Below are 17,657 nucleotides of genomic sequence, written 5' to 3'. Positions count from 1 at the left end.
AGCTTATTTTTTTTGTGTGGTTTGTGTCGGTAATAGGTCGGATATTGATAGAAAGTATAAAAGGTGTGATAATGTTTGTAAAAAATATGTGGTTACTTGAAATGGATAAGATCATAAAATATAATAGAAATATAAGCGGAATATATACAGACTATGATGGCTTAGCAGTTATTACATAATATAACTTATGATGGTTGATTTATATGTAATGCTGTGAGCGTATTAATATAAAATTGAAGGAGGTATGACCTATGACAGCATTAAGACAGAGCGCAATGATGGAGTTGGAGAAAATACCAGAAGACAAGTTGATTTTTGTAATCCAGATTATGCAGGGAGTTAATGGATTATACGATAATTCTAATGATGAAAGGAAAGAAGCGTTTGCAAGACTTGAGCAGTTACGAAAAAAGGGGACGGTTGTTGATGATGCAGCAGAATTAGCTTCTTATAGGGATGAGAAATATGGTAAGTAGAATTTTGATTGATACAAATATATTGCTTGATTATCTCCTTGAACGTGAACCATTTGCAGATGATGCAAGGACAATTGTTGAATTATGCACAAATGGGAATGCCAGGGCATGCATTGCGGCACATTCAATTCCAAATATGTTTTTCATTTTAAGAAAGAATTACACAGTAAAGGAGAGGCGGGACATATTATCAAGCATATGTACGTTGTTTGATGTAGAAGGGATAGATAAAACGAAACTATTGTCAGGTCTTGAAAATGAAGATTTTTCCGATTTTGAGGACTGCCTGCAGATGGAATGTGCAAAGAGCTTTGGTGCGGAGTACATCGTCACAAGAAATGTGTCTGATTATTCGGCCTCGGAAGTGAAGGCAATAGAACCTGGAGAATTCTTGAAAATGTATTAGTAGTATAAGGAAATATTTTCAAAAGAAAAATGGAGATTTTATGGTGGTTTTATTTCGAAAAATGACGATAAGAATATAGAAAATCCTGTAAAATAGCCATTTGTGGGGCATAGTAAAATACAAATAGTATTTCTTATTACGTTTATCAGCTCACACCGTATAAGTGGGAGTAGCATAGGGGACGTTCCTTTTGTAACGAGGAGTGTCCCCGTGTCACGATTAAGACACGGGGGAATCTCCTATACAGAAAATGTATTTTAAGCAAAAGGTGCTACATATCAATGATAAATGTATGCAAAAATGATGTGATTTTCTATATTTTAATACTTTGTGGCTATTAATTGGAGCTTTTTCAAAATTCAGATGGTGTTTTTTAAAACGGAATTAGTTGGGGAATACATAAGATATAAAATTGGGGTACAGCACTATATAGCTGATAATTTAGGCTGATTTTGGAGCAGCTTGGGGTCAAAATAAGACATAAATTGGGGTCAAAAAATCGTTCTTAAAATTTTAAAATCTAAAAAAATATTACTATGTGAAACAGATAGGGATTGAATTCATTAAAATAAGCTGATGTATGTTGCAATACACCAGCTTATTTTTTGGCTTTCGGGGTGCGAGATGCCACTTGCCATCGGCTACGTAGATGAAGGGGTGAGAAAACCTCTTTGATATGTACCTTTGACAAGTAAATAGGACAGGCATATCAGACTAACATATTTCGCCATATAGGTGGCAACATCCCCATACGAGCCAGGATAATTCTCGAAGCAATTGCGGGAGCCCAAGATTAGGAGCCGAGGGTGAGTCATGCTGATAGCAACAGATAAAAATGAAATATGTAGTACGCCCTGCTGAAGCATATTTGTAGATGTATGAATTCGAAGCTGTTTTCATGGGAAAACAAGTGCACAGTTTACTCAAATAAAAATAGAGGTGATGTAAATGGTAGTTACCATATAAAGTTGTTTTTCAAATTATCATTCTTGGAAATTTTCCTGTACTCACTCGGTGTGATCCCTGTTCTTTTTTTGAATATCTTCATAAAGCATATCTCATTTCCGTATCCACAGAGGTCGGATATTTCCTTAACGGTCATATCGGTGGTCGAAAGATAATATTGTCCTGTCTTGATCTTTGCGGATAAAATATCTTCATAGCAGCTTATCCCGAATTTCCGTTTGTATATTGCCTGAAGATATGACGGACTTAGATTCATTTTTTCAGCAAGCTGATATATATTGCTGTAGCTCCCTGCATTGCTGTAAATATCGGTGCGGAGCATTTCAAGAGCGGAAATGCGGCTTTTATCGCTGTCAGGATTTATGCTGCTTTCGGATATTTTCATAAGTATCATCTGCATAAGCATATTTTCGTACTGTTTCCTGTTGGTCGAACCGGCTACATTTTCACGGCATAATATCGTAAGCAGCTCTTCAATTGCAGGAATATCCGCCGAGGTGATAAGCGTGTCAGTTTTTATCCCATTCATAAGCTCGGTATCGTCCATATCAAAATGGACAAAGTGATTAACATAACTTCCGCATAGAGTTTTGTAATGTTGCATTGTTCCCTTGCTGTATAAAATGAGACTGTCGGGAGAAACGGTTATTTCTTCACCGTTTTGTATCAGAACAGCGGAGGTCTTGAAGATAACAAGAAGATCATCTCCCGAACCATCCGGTCTGCATATTTCAAAATTCCCTTTGTGTCTTACGTTCTGACAGACTGTGTTTATACTTATCATATCATCACCTCAAAGTACGAACGGTTAGTATAATAATGTTATAAGTCATTGCAATACCAAAGTCAATGACGTATATATGATAATATAATAATTCAGTATGCGGCGGAGGTATAATATGAAAAAAATATCAATAGTAATAAATGCAGACGACAGGCTCGGACATATCTCTCCCGAGATATACGGACATTTTTCCGAGCATCTCGGAAGATGTATCTACAACGGTATATATGTGGGTGAAAATTCACCTATTCCGAATACTGACGGAATAAGGAATGATATCATCGAGGCGTTCAGAAATATAAAAGCTCCCGTTTTCCGCTGGCCCGGCGGCTGCTTTGCGGAAGAATATCACTGGCAGGACGGTATCGGTGAAAAAGCCTTGCGCCGAAAGATCGTGAACACGAACTGGGGCGGAGTTACGGAGGATAATTCTTTCGGTACACACGAATTTATGCGCTTCTGTGAGCTTGTTGGCTGCAAGCCTTATATAAACGGCAATGTTGGCAGTGGCAGTGTTCGTGAAATGTCCGAATGGATAGAATATATGACCTCAGATGTGGAATCGCCTCTCACAGAGCAGAGAAAGAAGAATGGCAGAGCCGAGCCGTGGAAACTCGAATACCTCGGTGTTGGCAATGAAAACTGGGGCTGCGGAGGAAATATGCGTCCCGAATATTACGCCGACGTTTATAAAAGGTATCAGACGTTTTGCCGCAATTATTCGGGAAACAGACTTTACAGAATAGCCTGCGGTCCAAGCTCTGCCGACTATAACTGGACAGAAGTCATGATGAAAAATCTTGACAGCAATAATGTTGATGCTATCGACCTGCATTATTATACGATGCCCGTATGGCCCGAAATGGAATCAGCCACCGATTTTGACGATGAGCTTTATTATAAAACTATCGCTGCAGCGAACTTTTCCGATGAGCTTATCACAAGACATTCGGAGATAATGAATCGCTATGATCCCGAAAAGAAAATAGGACTTGTAATAGGCGAGTGGGGCTGTTGGCATAAGGTAGAAGAGGGTACGAACCCGGGATTTTTATATCAGCAGAATACTATGCGTGATGCTATCGTTGCTGCAATAGAGCTGAATGTTTTTAACAGACACAGCGACCGTGTTGTAATGGCAAACCTTGCACAGGCGGTGAATGTTCTCCAATCGGTCATTCTTACAGAGGACGATAAGATGATAAAAACGCCTACATATCACGTTTTCGACCTTTTTAAAACACACCAAAACAACGAGGCAGTTTACTGCTATACGCAGAACGAAAATATGTCGGAAGGCAAAAATACTCCGATGATCTCGGTTTCCGCATCGGTGAACGAAAAGAGTATGACCGTTACCGCCGCAAACTGTTCGCTTACGGAAGAGGCTGCTGTTGAATGCAGCATTTTCGGATTTAAAGCATCATCGGTTTCGTGCAGGATACTTACAAACGAGGCGCACAGCTATAACGACTTCGACTGTCCCGACAGGGTGAGCATTACCGAGCTTACGGCAGTCATCAAGGATAATGTTTTAAAGCTGAATATTCCGCCTTGTGCTGTTGTGGAATGTGTTGTTGACTAAATATTGGGGCATATTCACAGTGCATTTCGTCTTTATAATAAAAATATAAGCATAAGAGCTGCGTTTCATTAAAGAAGCGCAGCTCTTTGTTTTATTGTAATAGAGGGGACGTTCCTTTTGTAACGAGGAGTGTCCCCGTGTCACGATTAAGACAGGTGAGTTCCTTATGACAGGGGGACACTCTTCGATACAGGTGACACTCTTTGTGACAAAAGAAACGTCCCTAACACCACTAGATGAAGAGATGTGCCTACACCCCCAAATACGGTCTCATACCATCCAGAAACGCTTCTGTCAGGAAAGCAGACACCTTGTCGCTGCTTTCCTGACAGTTATCCACCGCAAACTTGTGCAGGATACCAACCACGCCGCCTATTGCGTATGCTACGGCGTATGAGTATTTCTCCTGGGCCAGGCCGGTCTTGCTGGATTTTTCCAGAATTAATCGCACGTATCTATGGAACATTGTCAGTGCCTTTTCCACGAAATCATAAGCCTCAGGTGTGGCAATGATGATCATGAGAAATTTATTTGCTTTCATGTATTCGCATAGAGACCTGAAGAACTGGTGGCAGATCTCAAGATTGCCTTCTGGTTTGAAGCTATTCATGATCTGAAATATTTCATCGACGATGCGGTCTTCCATGGCATTGATGAAAGCAGGCATGTCTTCATAGTGGTTGTAAAATGTGCTTCTGGTCACACCTGTGAGTTTGGTTATCTCGGACACGCTTATTTTGTTCAGAGCCTTTTGACCTGCAAGTATCTTGAATGCATCTAGAAGGTCACTTTCAGTTCTATCATATCGGGGATCGGTTGAGTTGATCATGGCTGTCTCCTTTATCTGCTGCCTGGCTTGGTGCTGCAGTTTTGTCACTATCTAATACAGCAATGTTACAACAATAATGCGTGTGAGTCTATTGTTATACGAGATTTCTTTTGATCTTTTTAGTCGAACTCTTTTCAAATGGCTCTTTTCTTATATCCAGTGCAGAGATTCTTTTGTATGTTGGCTGGTTTTTGTTGAAGGTATCAATGATTTTTTGCAATTTTTCAGAAGTCCTGGCTGCATCCATATGTTTCTTATCTACAAAATCCTGATCTGGATATATGTGAGCAGTGAGATGGTTGCCGTCGCCGGTAATGACTATTTCTGAAATAAGAGGTTCCACAGAAAGCTTTCCTTCCAGTTCCTCAGGGGAAATGTTTTCGCCATTTGCCAGAATGATGAGGTTCTTTTTTCTTCCAGTTATATACATGAAACCATCGGAGTCGAGATAACCAAGATCTCCGGTGCAGAGCCAGCCGTCTTGAAAAGCTTCTGCGGTCTCGTCTGGCATGTCGTAGTATCCGGACATGACGCTTGTGCCTTTTACCTGAATTTCCTCATCGACAAAACGAACAGCACAGTTGTCCAGGAGTTTGCCAACGGATCCGGGTCTGTTGTATCTGTGATTGTTGGAGCAAATTACAGGGGAGCATTCAGTCATGCCGTATCCCTGGAGTATGTCTATTCCGTATTTTTTGAATTCGGTAACATACATAGGATCCAGATATGCCCCTCCGCAGAATATATATTCCAGTTTACCGCCAAATGCTTCCTTTGCAACCAGCTTTTTAGGAAGGAGAGGGTTGACATCTTTGAGTTTTTTGTAAATGGTTTCTACCATGAGAGGAACCATCAGCATGCCAACGGGCTGGAACCGTTTCATGTTTTTCAGCATGTGGAGCAACGAGTCATTGATGCAGATAGTGGCGCCCAGTGAAATGCCCTTCATCCATTCCATTGTCAGGCAGAAGGCGTGATGTATAGGAAGAACGCTCAGAATAGTTACACCAGGTTCCAGATTTATATATACATTTTCAACATTTTGTGCGAGATTGAATTGAGACAGCATGACGCCTTTGCTTTTGCCTGTTGTTCCAGAGGTATACATAAGCGTACACATTTTATCCTTATCCTGATCGGCAAATGCAAAGTCATCCGGTATGGTAATTTCGCTGAGGAGCTGTTCAAATGACAAAATTGTTAATTGTGGATTTGAATCTGCACCCTCCAGATGCTCTATATCGACTTTCTTTTCCATGGTGAATACAATATTCATTTCGGGACAATCGTCTGTCAGTTCTGTTATCACATCCTTTCTGGATGCTCCGCAGAATAATGCAGTTGATTCTGATCGATTCAGAAGTTCATGTAATTCCGGAGCAGACAGGTTTGCATCCAGCGGTACAGCCGTATTTCCCATGAAAAGTATAGCCATGTAGGCGCAGATCCATTCATAAGAGCTGCTTCCCACCAGTGCAATATGTGTTCCGCAGAGTCCATTATTCCGTAAAATGACAGCAGTTTTGCGAATGTCATCCCACATATCTCCGTAGCTCTTTTCAACAATCTCTCTGTGAGACAGATATTTAACAGCTATTACATCTCTATGTATCCGACAGCTTTTTTCAACAATTTCCAGAATATTTTCTTCCATATATCATATCTCCATTTCTTTTATGTGAGGCAAAATGGGACATACTCCGTCGTCCCAGATTTTTAATGTTAAACCGATGCAGAGGAGCTTGTCAGGTTGTCAAGGTACTTGATGGCGTCTTCTATAGTGTGAATATTGATGATCTCATCTTCATCGATTTCCACGTCAAATGTATCTTCAAGGTCGCCGAGAAAAGTCATGAAATCAAGGGAGCTAAAGCCCAAATCTTCTATGAATCGCATATCATTAGTGATCTCATCAGCTGGTGTATTGCAGTATTCGGCAACAATGTTTAAAAATGTTATATTGTTATTCATATTAAAAATCTCCTTCTTGAATTAATCAAATGGGGTCAGGCACCTCCGTCCCCACGAAGGAGGGGCAGGAACCTCCGTCCCCACGAAGGAGGGGCAGGAACCTCCGTCCCCAAAAAATAGTTAGATGCATTCGATGATTTCGCCCACAGTCATTTCTGGCTCGGCAATGCCTTTGAAGATTATCTTCATAAGGTAGTAGTAGAACAGTTCAATGTCCTGTTCGGAGAGGCTTGCGGTCTGGTATCTGAAATAGAAATTCAGGCCCAGATCATTTGCACTGTGCATGACGGTGAGATAGATCTTTTGTTTTGATGTACCATTTGGAATCCACATGCTCCTTACGGAAATGTCTTCGAGATGCGGATTTTTAAGCCTGATAGGAAGAGGCTGGTAAGTAAGCCCCACGCTCTCATAAGTAGTGTGTGGAGGAGTGTGGAACATTTCTTTCATCTGGTCAGACAAAAGTTCCGGGTCATAATTGCAGTGTCGGTATACATGATTCTGAACATCCTGAATCATGAAAACTGCATCCAGAAACTCTGTGTCCGGATCAATGATGGTTCTGCAAGGGTATGCCATTGCGCGAGAGCCACCTGATACCCACTCGGCATGTGTGGAACGTCTTGAAACATAATTCCTTATGGAGATGTCAGTCTGTCCGCCATTTGCCTTGGAGAGATAAGTTCGTATTCCCATGAGAATGAGGTTGGTCATGGATATGTGATTGTTCATACAAAAATCCAGAAGATTCTGGGTTGGCTCAGCATCCAGATGATAGTTCTTTGTAGCGACAGACAGGTTGTTAATCTCCTGATCTGCAGCGCGGAGTGACTTGTCATTGTGAAGGCGTCTGCTTTCCTGAAGTATCCGTTGTCCCTGTATATCGGAGTAAATAGGTTCTCCATTTTCCTCCAGCACATTTTGCCAGTACATGCGGTCTTTTGAGACACGTTTCTCGTCTGTGCTTTTTTTAAGATCACGTTCGACCATGTCAGTAAAACTTGCCATGTCCTCGGGATAAGGCGTGCCAAATTTGTAATGACAGTACAGTTCCATGATGTCATTCACCATGACGATAGCTCCACATGAATCCATGAGTCTGTGATCGATTTTGATGTACAGCCCATTGTAGCCACCCGGAAGCGAGATCATTTTTATCACATTCATTGGAACATTGTCCACGTCAAACGGAATTCTGGACCATTCTTCCATGCGGTGATAAGCGTCATCACCGGAAAGCCATGAAAGGTTTTCGTAATCAATATCTCTGTCATCGTGAGAAACAACATATTGCCGTACCTCTCCATTTTGGTCAACTTTTGTAAAACGGATTCGCAGGCATTCGTATCTTTCGTACTCCAGCTGTATGCATTTTTTCAGCAAACCGAAATCTAGCGGCGCCTGCAGAGTCATACAAATGCTTATATTTGCGACTTGCTGAGTGCCAAATTCAATAATTGGTTTGAAATGTATCTTTTGTGAAGGTGTTAATGGATAATATTTTCTTGGCATAATTTACTCCTCCTGATGTTCTGATACGCTGTGGGAAAAGTTATCACAAGAAAAATAAGGATTCAATATGCCGGATCCGCTAATGGACACTTTAGATGAAATTGACCGGAAATCGGGGAAATCGGGGACGTTCCTTCTGTCACCAAGAGTGTCCCCCTGTAACGAATAAGACAGGGGGACACTCTTGGTGACAGAAGGAACGTCCCTACATGTATTAAAAATCAGAGCGATAAATTTGAAGTCTCACTTGAGGTATTTTAAGGGATTTAATAACTGTTATATTTGGTTATAGAAATCTCGGCAAACCCTTGAAAATACTAAAATTTTCGTGGGTGTCCTCCCCGTCACATCTTGTATTGTGTTATATCGTTTTACCCTTGTTTATGAACCCTCATAAGGGAAAAAACAAGGGAAGGAATCAACTGCGAAAACATTGTTTTTGACCAGTTAGGTAGAAAAAATTACCACCTATTGATAAAGTATAGATAATAATCCTAATCCAGATATACTACAAAGCAAGAAAGGAGGAAAATCATGAAACTGAATATTAATATCGATGCGGAAGCTAAAGAACCTGAAATTATGATTACAACAGCACAGATGACGGAAGAAGTTAACAGAGTTGTTGATTTTGTAAGCAGATTAGATGATGCTCCAACAATTATTTCCGGTATCAGAGAGGATAAGGTCGAACTATTAGATCCGGATCACATAGTAAAGATTTACGCAGAAGACAGTAAAGTTTTTACCCAAACAGACAATGGTACGTATCAAATTAGATTGAGACTATATGAAGCGGAAGAAAGATTGGATAACAGTAAGTTTGTAAGGATATCAAATTCAGAAATTGTGAATCTTAAGAAGGTTAAAAGCCTTGATTTAAGCTTTGTAGGAACAATTTGTATGGAATTATCGAATGGGACTGTAAGTTATGTTTCCAGAAGATATGTTTCAAAGATCAAAAAAGTATTAGGATTATGAGGTGACTAAAAATGAAAAAAGAATTATTTTCTAGAATATTTGTTGGATTATTGGGTGGAATTGTAATTAGTTATTTGATTACAATTGGAATTTCACTTGCAATCGGTGATGGTAGTTACTATTCATGTGTTCCGAGTTTGATTGAACGATTTGGCAATGAGGTAACAGCGATTATCATACAGACTGTTTTAAGTGCCGTTCTTGGAGCAGGATTTGCAGGAGCATCTGTTATCTGGGAAATAGATAAGTGGAGTTTATTAAAACAAACAAGCATTTATTTTGGAATTGTATCTGTACTTATGATGACAGTTGCATATATTTGCGAATGGATGGAGCATTCTGTTAAAGGTGTATTAAGCTATTTTGCTATTTTTGTTGCAATATTTGTTGTAGTTTGGATAGTACAATATTTGATTTGGAAGATACGTATTTATAAGATAAAAGAAGGCATTCAAAAGAATAATTAGTCGAAATACACAGAGTACAAATCGAAGATTTGTGCGGTGGGTGTATTTCGCTCTACGAGGCTGAAAAATGATTTGTGCTAAATATAAAAAGATTATGAATTTTTAGAAATTCATTGACAAAAGAATGGCATTTGGTTCAATAATATTGAAGGAGGGTCCTGCCGATAAGTGGACGTTCAAAAAGCGTTAGGGTTGCTACGGTGACACTACATTCAAGGACTATGGAAACATAGTCCTTGAAATATTTTAAAGAAGAAATGAATGATTCAAGCACCATTAGAAGTATATCGTATTGATATGAAATACATCAGAAACTTACATAATATAGATGACAGAGTTTTATCGGTATCTCCTCAGATTGGTAAGGACGAGCGACCTTTTCTTGGAGTGCTTGTTATTTGTAATGAACATAAGTATTGTGTTCCCTTATCTAAGCCAAAGGAAAAGCATGAAAAAATGAGGGATAAAATTGATTTCAAAAAGATTGTATGAATTGTAATTTTCCGCATTGAATATTAAGAGACTTGTTGGTGTATGTCTTTTGCTGTTTTATTATATTCTTTCAAAAAATGAAAGCTAATCTTTGAATAAATATCTTTTGAATTTAAGTGACGCTTGACACATTTTCCCCGTCTATTAGAGTGAAAGGCCTTAATACAAAGGAGGAGGAGAAGCCTATGGATGATAAGCAGATATTAGATTTATATTGGGAGCGCTCCGAAGCTGCTATATCCGAAACTTCAAAAAAATACGGAAAGTATTGCAGATACATAGCCTTTAATATTCTTCACAATGACGAAGACAGCGAGGAATGTGTAAATGATACTTATTTAAGAGCTTGGAACAGCATACCGCCTAACCGTCCATCTGTCCTAAAAACTTTTTTAGGGAAGATTACTCGCAACTTATCTTTGGACAGGTACGAACTGCTCAATGCAAAGAAACGTAATGGCGGGCAAATGCCATTGATTCTTGATGAAATACAAGAGTGCATACCATCGTTGGATAGTACAGAAAACATTGTTGAAGAAATTGCTCTAACGGATATTCTCAACCGCTTTCTTTCTTCCCTGTCATTAGAACAGCGAAAAATCTTTATGAGAAGATATTGGTACTTATCGCCCATTAAAGAAATTGCAACGGAATATGATATGAGCGAGAGCAAAATCAAGATGTCATTATTTCGTTCAAGGAACGAACTTAAAAAATTGTTAGAGAAAGAAGGTATCTCTGTATGAAAGAAAAGAAACTTTTAAGGGCATTGGGAAATGTCGATAATCAGTATATTAAGGAGGCTGAACCTATGAAAAAAACAAGTAAAATAACTAATCGGCAAAAATGGGTGTCTGTTGCTGCTTGCTTCGTACTCGTTGCTGTGATTGGAGTGGGAGTTTTTCAAAGCAATCTGTTTGGTACAAAAAACGATATTGCCACGCTGGATGGTGGAGAAACAATTACTTTTGTTAAAAATGACTTATCACAATCTTCAATTAACTTAAATGTAACAACAAGGCCCTTGAGCGATGCTGAGATTGAAATGCTTTTTGCAGACTTGCCTGTTACCGCAGATGCTTACTTTGATGCTGACAATCATAATATTCTGGGTCTTGAGGGAAAAATTGGTGATACAAGAATGGTAGTATCTAAACAGGGTGTAAATCTATTAGATACTATCATTGATGGAAATACAATCACTTCAAGTGTAGACGGCGTTGATATCAATGCAGGATATTTCGTAACAAAGTCAAATAGTCAAGGTATCAAAACCGTAATATATTATGCAACCTTTGATATGGGAGAGAACACTATTTATGTAGAGTATTCTGGCGTTGAAAATGAAAGTGAAACTGTAAAAAACAACTTGGTAGACACAATTTTGAAGTTGATTGAGAACGGTGCATTTGATTTGAGTCAAATCCAAGAATAATCAGGGACGTTCCTTCTGTCACCAAGAGTGTCCCCCTGTAACGAATAAGACAGAGGGACACTCTTGGTGACAGAAGGAACGTCCCTACAGCCGCGCCATATCTGCTGGTGTGTCAATGTCCATCAATTCAGTTTTGTTGGTGACGGGTAGCTGCATTACCTGAGATTCGTGACTGTGGACAACGACATTCCCGCCTTTTCCCTGTGGGAGAGACATAAGCTCATCAAAATATTCTTTTGGAAATATCACAGGTGATCCTGGAGTTTTGTCATAACACGTTCTCCATATATATGATGTCTCATTTTTTGCACATAATAATAGTGATGCTATAGATTCCGTCTTTATGAGTGGCTGATCGGAAGGAATAAAAGCACAGCGGTCAATATAGGAACCAATTGTATCCAGACCAAGACGGATCATATCATTCCGATATGGTGAGGAGTGAAGGATTACCGGTATACTATATTCTGTGCAAAGCTTTTCAATATCCTGGTGTATGGTGACAACGAGTCGCCTGGAAAACAAATCTTTTGTTATATCAAGTATCCACTTTATGAGCGGCTGTCCGTGATATTCAGCCATGAGCTTATTGCTGCCAAAGCGTTTTCCCTGCCCTGAAGCCATGATGATACATCCGGAATTGCCAAATGGTCTGTCAAGGTCAACAAGGAACACATCCTTATGGCTGCACAGCCGGTTCAGAAATGAGAGATCCTGTTTTCGAACAACCATAATGATCCGCTTTTTATTCATGAGCCTTTCGAAAGCTTTTTGATAATCGTATGATGTGTTTTCAAGATATCCAATTTCGTCTACAGTAATCCATGGTGCTGTTGTGTCTGCTAGGCTTTCTAAAAATGCAATACATGTGCTGTTAAAGGCATCTTTAATGGGTTGCATGAGGTTCTCGCAACCTGTGGCATCAGAGCAGAATTTGCCGATACGTACAACTTCACCGCTAGAGTTATTTTTCATGTACACGCCTTCTTTTGGGACGGCCCATGATGTAATTCCGGGCATTTGTCTGTCGAAAAGTGAAGAGAGAAGTGTTGATTTGCCACTTTTCCTGTCACCGGTAATAACGATATGTTTCTTTTTGCTAGTCAGAAAAGATCTCCATATACAATTTGCTTCCGGCCTGAATACAGGCTTCTCTATATTGTTCATATTTTTTCAGCCATTCCTTTCCCTCTGGTGTTATCGTGCTCCCTCCACCTGACCTGCCGCCTGTTGTGCGGTTTGTAAGTGAAAATCCCAGCGCCTCTTCAGCGTTTTTTATCATGCGGAATGCTTTGCTGTAGGCAAGACCCATGGACTGGGATGCTGAGCGGAGAGAACCGTTTTTTTCTATAGCCAAAAGAAGGCGGTATGGACCTTCACCAAAGAATTTCTCATCATTATCATCAAAAAATGTTATTTTAATAGCAGCTCTCAATGCATATCATCCTCCTTCATCATGACAAGCTGGCGCTTTCCCTGACGGTTGCGAAGTTCTCTGATACTGATTGTACCATAAACTTTGGACAGAAGCATTTCCATTTCCTCAATGGGTGTTTTATCGGGATATACTTCACCAATCAGTTTGGATTCCGATAAAACCAGAAGAGTGTTGCAGTAATTTAATGCAAGTGATGAATCGTGAAGCGTTACCAGGGACACCGCGTGGTTTCGTTCAACATAGCTGCACAGAAGGTTCATAATCTGGTAACGCAGCCTGAAGTCCAGTGCACTTTCCGGTTCGTCCAGGAGTAAAAGCTTCCGTTTTGCCACAAATGTACGTGCCAGCAGGGCAAGCTGTTTTTGACCCTCGCTCAATGTCTGAAAATTATCGTTTATCCGTGAATCAAGTCCGACCATTGCAAGAACTTTATAAGCTTTTTCCTTCATGGCCTCAGTAGGGGGCTGAAGCAGCTTAAGCTCTGGGTTAAATCCCATCATGACAACATCTAAGAGAGATATGTCTATGGATATGCCGCTTTTTTGAGGAATATATCCACATAGCTGTGCTAGTTTTTTGTGAGGCATATGTTCCAGCTGGAGATTATCTAACTCGCAGCAGCCACTATGCGGAATCAAATTGGCGATTGCTTTGATAAGGGTTGTTTTGCCACAGCCATTCTCGCCAAGTATACCAACAATTGAACCTTCTTCTGCAGAAAAGCTGATATTATTTATCACATTTTGCACATCTGTGGTGCTTGTGCGGCTGATGTGGTGGTAGCCGGCTGACAGATCGCATATGTTTAATGTACTCATTTTACAGGTTTCCTCCTTATGCATAGATAGATAAGAAATGGTGCTCCTATGATACTTGTGAATATACTGACCGGTAGTTCTGTGGAACATACACTGCGGGCAAGTATATCACCGAAAGTGAGAAGGCATCCACCTATAAGACCACTCAGAAGCATAGTTGATAAGCGGTTATTTTTGAGCAGCATTCTGGCTCCGTGCGGAGCAAGCAGAGAGATAAAGCTGATAAGTCCTGTCATGCTGATCACACTTGAAGTTGCCAGGGTTGCGATCAAAAGAACCAGCATTCGTATCTGGTTAACATTCACACCAAGCATTTTGCCCTCTGCGTCATCAAGGGAGAGCATTATGATCTGTCTGTACAACAGGAACATTATCAGCAGGCAGACCGCACATAGTATTACGTTTGAGCCAATGGAATATATGCTTATGCCATTAAGACTTCCCATGATCCAGTATTCAATTGATGCTAATTGTTTTTCAGGGTCGGCAGTCAGTTTCAGACACACAAGAGCGGTCTGGGCAAGACTGTGTACTGCTATGCCTGCCAGTACTATGCTTTTTCCATCACGTTCATATGTCAGCGATGACAGAATCAGAACCAGTATCACACAGCATATGGCTCCGGCAAAAGCAGATATGGTTACAGACATTGTTCCGGACAAAAACAGAATGCCAAATGCGGCACCTGCGCTTGCACCTGAGGATACACCTATGATGTCTGGAGAAGCCAATGGGTTCTTAAAGACAGTCTGATATACAAATCCTGCTATGCCGAGAACAAATCCCCCTATACAGCCGATGATTCCGCGGCTTGCGCGAAGCGTGAGAAATACACGCCACTGCATGTCATCGCCTTGCAGCAATCCATTCAGTGTAAGAGGATATCTTCCGACAAAAAAAGAAAATATACTGAGAGCTGCCAGAATGACAGCTCCCAGTATAATAGTTATTGTTGCTTTGTTTTTATTTTTACGCTTGTTATTAGTTGTTGATTCCATAGAATGTTTCATAATAATTTGTCATTTCAGTTGTATATGTGTCAGCTGATACCTGATCAGGATGAAGGATCCCTGCAAGCCATACAGATGCCAGGATTCCTGCAGGTACCGGGCTATCCAATGCTTCCATGTCTCCAGGAATAGCATATACGTGGCTGTTTTTTACAGCAGTGCATTCTGCAAGGTTTGGATCGTTCATTATGTCATCTACTGTATATTCGGCATCCGATGCGATTATTATATAAGAAGGATCCCATGCAAGAAGCTGCTCATAGCTTATCTCGGCCCAGTAGGTGTCTGTGATAGAATCAGCTGCATTTTTTCCACCGGCAAGCTCTATGATGCTTGACTGATACATAGAAGGACCGGCAGTAGACAGGAATGATGAGTTGCCGGCAAGGTATACACTTTCAGGTTCTACGCCAGACAGAGCTGAAGTAAGCATATCCTTCTGAGAATCTATATATGCGAGCAGCTTTGCAGCCTCTGAGTTGGTGTTAGTTGCCGTAGCTATGGTGTTGATCATTTCTGTCAGAAGATCCTGACTTTCAGGATTGACGAGCAGTACTGCGATACCGAGGTCTGTCAGGCTCTGAGCTGCATCCTTCAGCTTCATTGGCAGAATAACCAGATCAGGGGAAAGAGCAGCGCATGTCTCAAGGTTGAACTCTTTGGCAGTTCCAACATTTGGCAGCTCTGTCAGTTCTGGTGCAGCAAGCTTATAAATAGGGCGCTTGTCTGCTTTTGCCTCAATACCGACAACCTTATCCTTGAGACCAAGAGCGATCAGAAGGCTTGAAGAAATATAGTAGCCGCTCACGATAGAAGATGGCTCTTTTTCAATTGTAACTTCACGGCCGGCCTGGTCAGTAACTGTTACAGGGTATACAGTCTGTTCAGCATCTGCTTCAGTGGAAGACTCTTCAGAAGATAATTCTTCAGATGATACTTCTTCACTGGAAGCTGATTCGGATACTGAAGCAACTGTGGTGCTTTCCGTAGTACTCTGTGTTGTCGTAGCACTGTCTGTACCACAGGCTGTAAGTACTGCCAGCATAGTACAGATAAGGATGATAGATAGTTGCTTTTTAAAAGTTGTTTTCATGAATTCAATGTTCCTTTCGTTATTCTTGAAATAATACAACGGTATTGTAACAAAGCATCTTTTCAAAGACAAGCTGTTTTAATATAATATATTTTGAAAAATTGTGTTTATATGTTAAAAGGAGCTTTTATGGTAACAATACAGAATTATGTACGCGCACAAAGTATTGATGAGGCATATGAACTGAATCAGAAAAAGGGAAGCTGTATTATCGGAGGAATGCTCTGGACAAAAATGCAGGATCGCCTGATACAGACAGCCATAGATATGTGTGATCTGGGACTTGATAAGATTGAAGAAAAAGAAGACGAATTCATTATTGGTGCAATGACATCACTCCGTCAGATAGAGCTGCATGACGGATTAAACAAATATACACATGGTGCAGTATGCGAAGCGGTGAAGGATATTGTGGGAGTTCAGTTTCGGAATCTCGCAACGATTGGCGGAAGCATATGGGGACGTTTCGGGTTTTCAGACATTCTGACAGTTTTTTTAGCTATGGATGCATTTGTAGAGCTTTATCATGGTGGTATGATTCCTCTCAGGGAATTTGTTGGCATGAAACAGGACAGGGACGTGATTGTACATCTGATCATCAGGAAAACTCCCGGAGTTTTTGCTTATGCATCAGTCCGCAATCAGAGAACAGATTTTCCTGTCATTGCATGTTCGGCATCATGCGTGGATGGAGAATACCGTTTGGCTGTGGGAGCAAGGCCTGGAAGGGCGATGCTTGTTCTGGATGAAGAAGGCTTGCTCACAGGGGGACTTTCTGATGATACAGAGAAAGCATTTGCCAGTTGGGTTTCTGACAAGATCCCGGTTGGAAGCAATCATCGTGCTGGCGCAGAATACAGAAGCCGTCTGATACGTGTGCTTGGACAGAGATTATTGAAAAAGATTGAGGAGGAGCAGCAGTGGAAATAAAAGTTAAATTAAATGGGAAATTCGTCTCGGGAAATATAGCTCCTGATATGCTCCTTATAGATTTTTTGCGTGATCATGGCTGTTATAGTGTGAAACGCGGCTGTGAGACGTCAAATTGTGGTCTGTGTACAGTGCTTATGGATCAGACTCCTGTCCTTTCCTGTTCGATGCTTGCTGCCAGGGCAGATGGACACGAGGTGCAGACCCTTGAGGGCCTTCAGGATGAGGCAGCAGAATTTGCCGGGTTCATTGCTGATCAGGGTGCTGATCAATGTGGTTTCTGCAACCCGGGTTTTGTGATGAATACAATAGCTCTTCTCAGAGAAAATCCTGATCCATCGGATGATGAGATCAGGGCATATCTTGCCGGAAATTTGTGCAGATGTTCCGGATATGAGGGACAACTGAGAGGAATCCGAAATTACTTAGACAGTAGAATTTCTGCAGATGACAGACGGTAAAGG

General features: G+C 40.7%; 20 protein-coding genes. 10 read left to right on the top strand and 10 right to left on the bottom strand.

Annotation, left to right across the window (positions count from 1 at the left end; all coding sequences use genetic code 11):
- Nucleotides 1–251: 251 nt before the first annotated feature.
- Complete coding sequence (locus DWW70_RS03035; protein WP_118016638.1) at nucleotides 252–476, top strand: UDP-N-acetylenolpyruvoylglucosamine reductase; 225 nt, start codon at nucleotides 252–254, stop codon at nucleotides 474–476.
- A complete protein-coding gene (locus DWW70_RS03030) occupies nucleotides 466–882 on the top strand; it encodes a type II toxin-antitoxin system VapC family toxin (protein WP_118649218.1) in 417 nt (138 codons plus the stop codon). Before DWW70_RS03035 ends, DWW70_RS03030 begins: the two co-directional genes overlap by 11 nt.
- A gap of 955 nt (nucleotides 883–1,837) precedes the next feature.
- Here the strand turns inward: DWW70_RS03030 and DWW70_RS03025 are convergent.
- Entirely contained in the window at nucleotides 1,838–2,632 is a 795-nt protein-coding gene (locus DWW70_RS03025; RefSeq protein WP_118649217.1) for an AraC family transcriptional regulator, read from the bottom strand.
- Between the two features lie 115 nt (nucleotides 2,633–2,747).
- On the opposite strand from DWW70_RS03025, the gene DWW70_RS03020 reads away from it, so the two are divergent.
- Nucleotides 2,748–4,217 (top strand): alpha-N-arabinofuranosidase, encoded by a 1,470-nt coding sequence (locus DWW70_RS03020; RefSeq protein ID WP_118649216.1) that lies wholly within the window; start codon nucleotides 2,748–2,750, stop codon nucleotides 4,215–4,217.
- Nucleotides 4,218–4,467: 250 nt separating this feature from the next.
- On the opposite strand, the gene DWW70_RS03015 is transcribed toward DWW70_RS03020, so the two are convergent.
- From DWW70_RS03015 to DWW70_RS03000, 4 genes are all read right to left on the bottom strand, one after another.
- Nucleotides 4,468–5,046 (bottom strand): TetR/AcrR family transcriptional regulator, encoded by a 579-nt coding sequence (locus tag DWW70_RS03015; RefSeq protein WP_044998345.1) that lies wholly within the window; start codon nucleotides 5,044–5,046, stop codon nucleotides 4,468–4,470.
- A gap of 94 nt (nucleotides 5,047–5,140) precedes the next feature.
- The gene (locus tag DWW70_RS03010; protein WP_118649215.1) at nucleotides 5,141–6,700 is read right to left on the bottom strand and encodes an AMP-binding protein; all 1,560 of its coding nucleotides are present in this window, start codon (nucleotides 6,698–6,700) and stop codon (nucleotides 5,141–5,143) included.
- Between the two features lie 68 nt (nucleotides 6,701–6,768).
- Complete coding sequence (locus tag DWW70_RS03005; protein ID WP_055222831.1) at nucleotides 6,769–7,017, bottom strand: acyl carrier protein; 249 nt, start codon at nucleotides 7,015–7,017, stop codon at nucleotides 6,769–6,771.
- 120 nt (nucleotides 7,018–7,137) lie between these two features.
- Nucleotides 7,138–8,529 (bottom strand): condensation domain-containing protein, encoded by a 1,392-nt coding sequence (locus DWW70_RS03000; protein ID WP_118649214.1) that lies wholly within the window; start codon nucleotides 8,527–8,529, stop codon nucleotides 7,138–7,140.
- 534 nt (nucleotides 8,530–9,063) lie between these two features.
- Here DWW70_RS03000 and DWW70_RS02995 point away from each other — a divergent pair.
- The 5 genes from DWW70_RS02995 to DWW70_RS02975 all read left to right on the top strand — a co-directional run bounded on the left by DWW70_RS02995 (nucleotide 9,064) and on the right by DWW70_RS02975 (nucleotide 11,904).
- Nucleotides 9,064–9,510: a LytTR family DNA-binding domain-containing protein gene (locus DWW70_RS02995; protein ID WP_004853256.1), complete on the top strand. Its 447-nt coding sequence runs from the start codon at nucleotides 9,064–9,066 to the stop codon at nucleotides 9,508–9,510.
- Nucleotides 9,511–9,521: 11 nt separating this feature from the next.
- The gene (locus DWW70_RS02990) at nucleotides 9,522–9,977 is read left to right on the top strand and encodes a DUF3021 domain-containing protein (protein WP_004853253.1); all 456 of its coding nucleotides are present in this window, start codon (nucleotides 9,522–9,524) and stop codon (nucleotides 9,975–9,977) included.
- Between the two features lie 261 nt (nucleotides 9,978–10,238).
- A complete protein-coding gene (locus DWW70_RS15470; RefSeq protein ID WP_015534180.1) occupies nucleotides 10,239–10,469 on the top strand; it encodes a type III toxin-antitoxin system ToxN/AbiQ family toxin in 231 nt (76 codons plus the stop codon).
- Nucleotides 10,470–10,654: 185 nt separating this feature from the next.
- Nucleotides 10,655–11,215 carry an RNA polymerase sigma factor gene (locus DWW70_RS02980; protein WP_044998344.1) on the top strand — a complete coding sequence of 187 codons (561 nt, stop codon included), beginning with the start codon at nucleotides 10,655–10,657 and terminating at the stop codon, nucleotides 11,213–11,215.
- Nucleotides 11,212–11,904: a hypothetical protein gene (locus tag DWW70_RS02975; RefSeq protein ID WP_004853247.1), complete on the top strand. Its 693-nt coding sequence runs from the start codon at nucleotides 11,212–11,214 to the stop codon at nucleotides 11,902–11,904. The genes DWW70_RS02980 and DWW70_RS02975 overlap by 4 nt, the downstream gene beginning before the upstream one ends.
- Before the next feature lie 84 nt (nucleotides 11,905–11,988).
- On the opposite strand, the gene DWW70_RS02970 is transcribed toward DWW70_RS02975, so the two are convergent.
- Genes DWW70_RS02970 through DWW70_RS02950 form a run of 5 tightly spaced genes read right to left on the bottom strand, consistent with a single transcriptional unit; the run spans nucleotide 11,989 to nucleotide 16,263 of the window.
- Nucleotides 11,989–13,071, bottom strand: a complete 1,083-nt coding sequence (locus tag DWW70_RS02970) for an NTP transferase domain-containing protein (protein WP_242992594.1) — start codon at nucleotides 13,069–13,071, stop codon at nucleotides 11,989–11,991.
- Entirely contained in the window at nucleotides 13,004–13,339 is a 336-nt protein-coding gene (locus DWW70_RS02965; RefSeq protein ID WP_118649213.1) for a winged helix-turn-helix domain-containing protein, read from the bottom strand. Before DWW70_RS02965 ends, DWW70_RS02970 begins: the two co-directional genes overlap by 68 nt.
- On the bottom strand, nucleotides 13,336–14,160 hold the full coding sequence (locus tag DWW70_RS02960) for an ABC transporter ATP-binding protein (protein ID WP_118649212.1): 825 nt from the start codon (nucleotides 14,158–14,160) through the stop codon (nucleotides 13,336–13,338). Before DWW70_RS02960 ends, DWW70_RS02965 begins: the two co-directional genes overlap by 4 nt.
- Complete coding sequence (locus DWW70_RS02955) at nucleotides 14,157–15,158, bottom strand: FecCD family ABC transporter permease (protein WP_118649211.1); 1,002 nt, start codon at nucleotides 15,156–15,158, stop codon at nucleotides 14,157–14,159. The genes DWW70_RS02960 and DWW70_RS02955 overlap by 4 nt, the downstream gene beginning before the upstream one ends.
- Complete coding sequence (locus tag DWW70_RS02950) at nucleotides 15,142–16,263, bottom strand: ABC transporter substrate-binding protein (RefSeq protein WP_118649210.1); 1,122 nt, start codon at nucleotides 16,261–16,263, stop codon at nucleotides 15,142–15,144. The genes DWW70_RS02955 and DWW70_RS02950 overlap by 17 nt, the downstream gene beginning before the upstream one ends.
- Nucleotides 16,264–16,392: 129 nt before the next feature.
- Here DWW70_RS02950 and DWW70_RS02945 point away from each other — a divergent pair, with 129 nt between their 5' ends.
- A complete protein-coding gene (locus tag DWW70_RS02945) occupies nucleotides 16,393–17,193 on the top strand; it encodes an FAD binding domain-containing protein (RefSeq protein ID WP_165852745.1) in 801 nt (266 codons plus the stop codon).
- On the top strand, nucleotides 17,184–17,654 hold the full coding sequence (locus tag DWW70_RS02940; RefSeq protein WP_117548803.1) for a (2Fe-2S)-binding protein: 471 nt from the start codon (nucleotides 17,184–17,186) through the stop codon (nucleotides 17,652–17,654). Before DWW70_RS02945 ends, DWW70_RS02940 begins: the two co-directional genes overlap by 10 nt.
- Nucleotides 17,655–17,657: the final 3 nt, after the last annotated feature.

The sequence above is a fragment of the Coprococcus sp. AF16-5 genome (assembly GCF_003479365.1).
GTDB classification, from domain to species: Bacteria; Bacillota; Clostridia; order Lachnospirales; family Lachnospiraceae; genus Coprococcus; species Coprococcus aceti.
The sequence above is the reverse complement of the archived record's forward strand: the minus strand, read 5'-3'. Positions and strand labels throughout refer to the sequence as shown.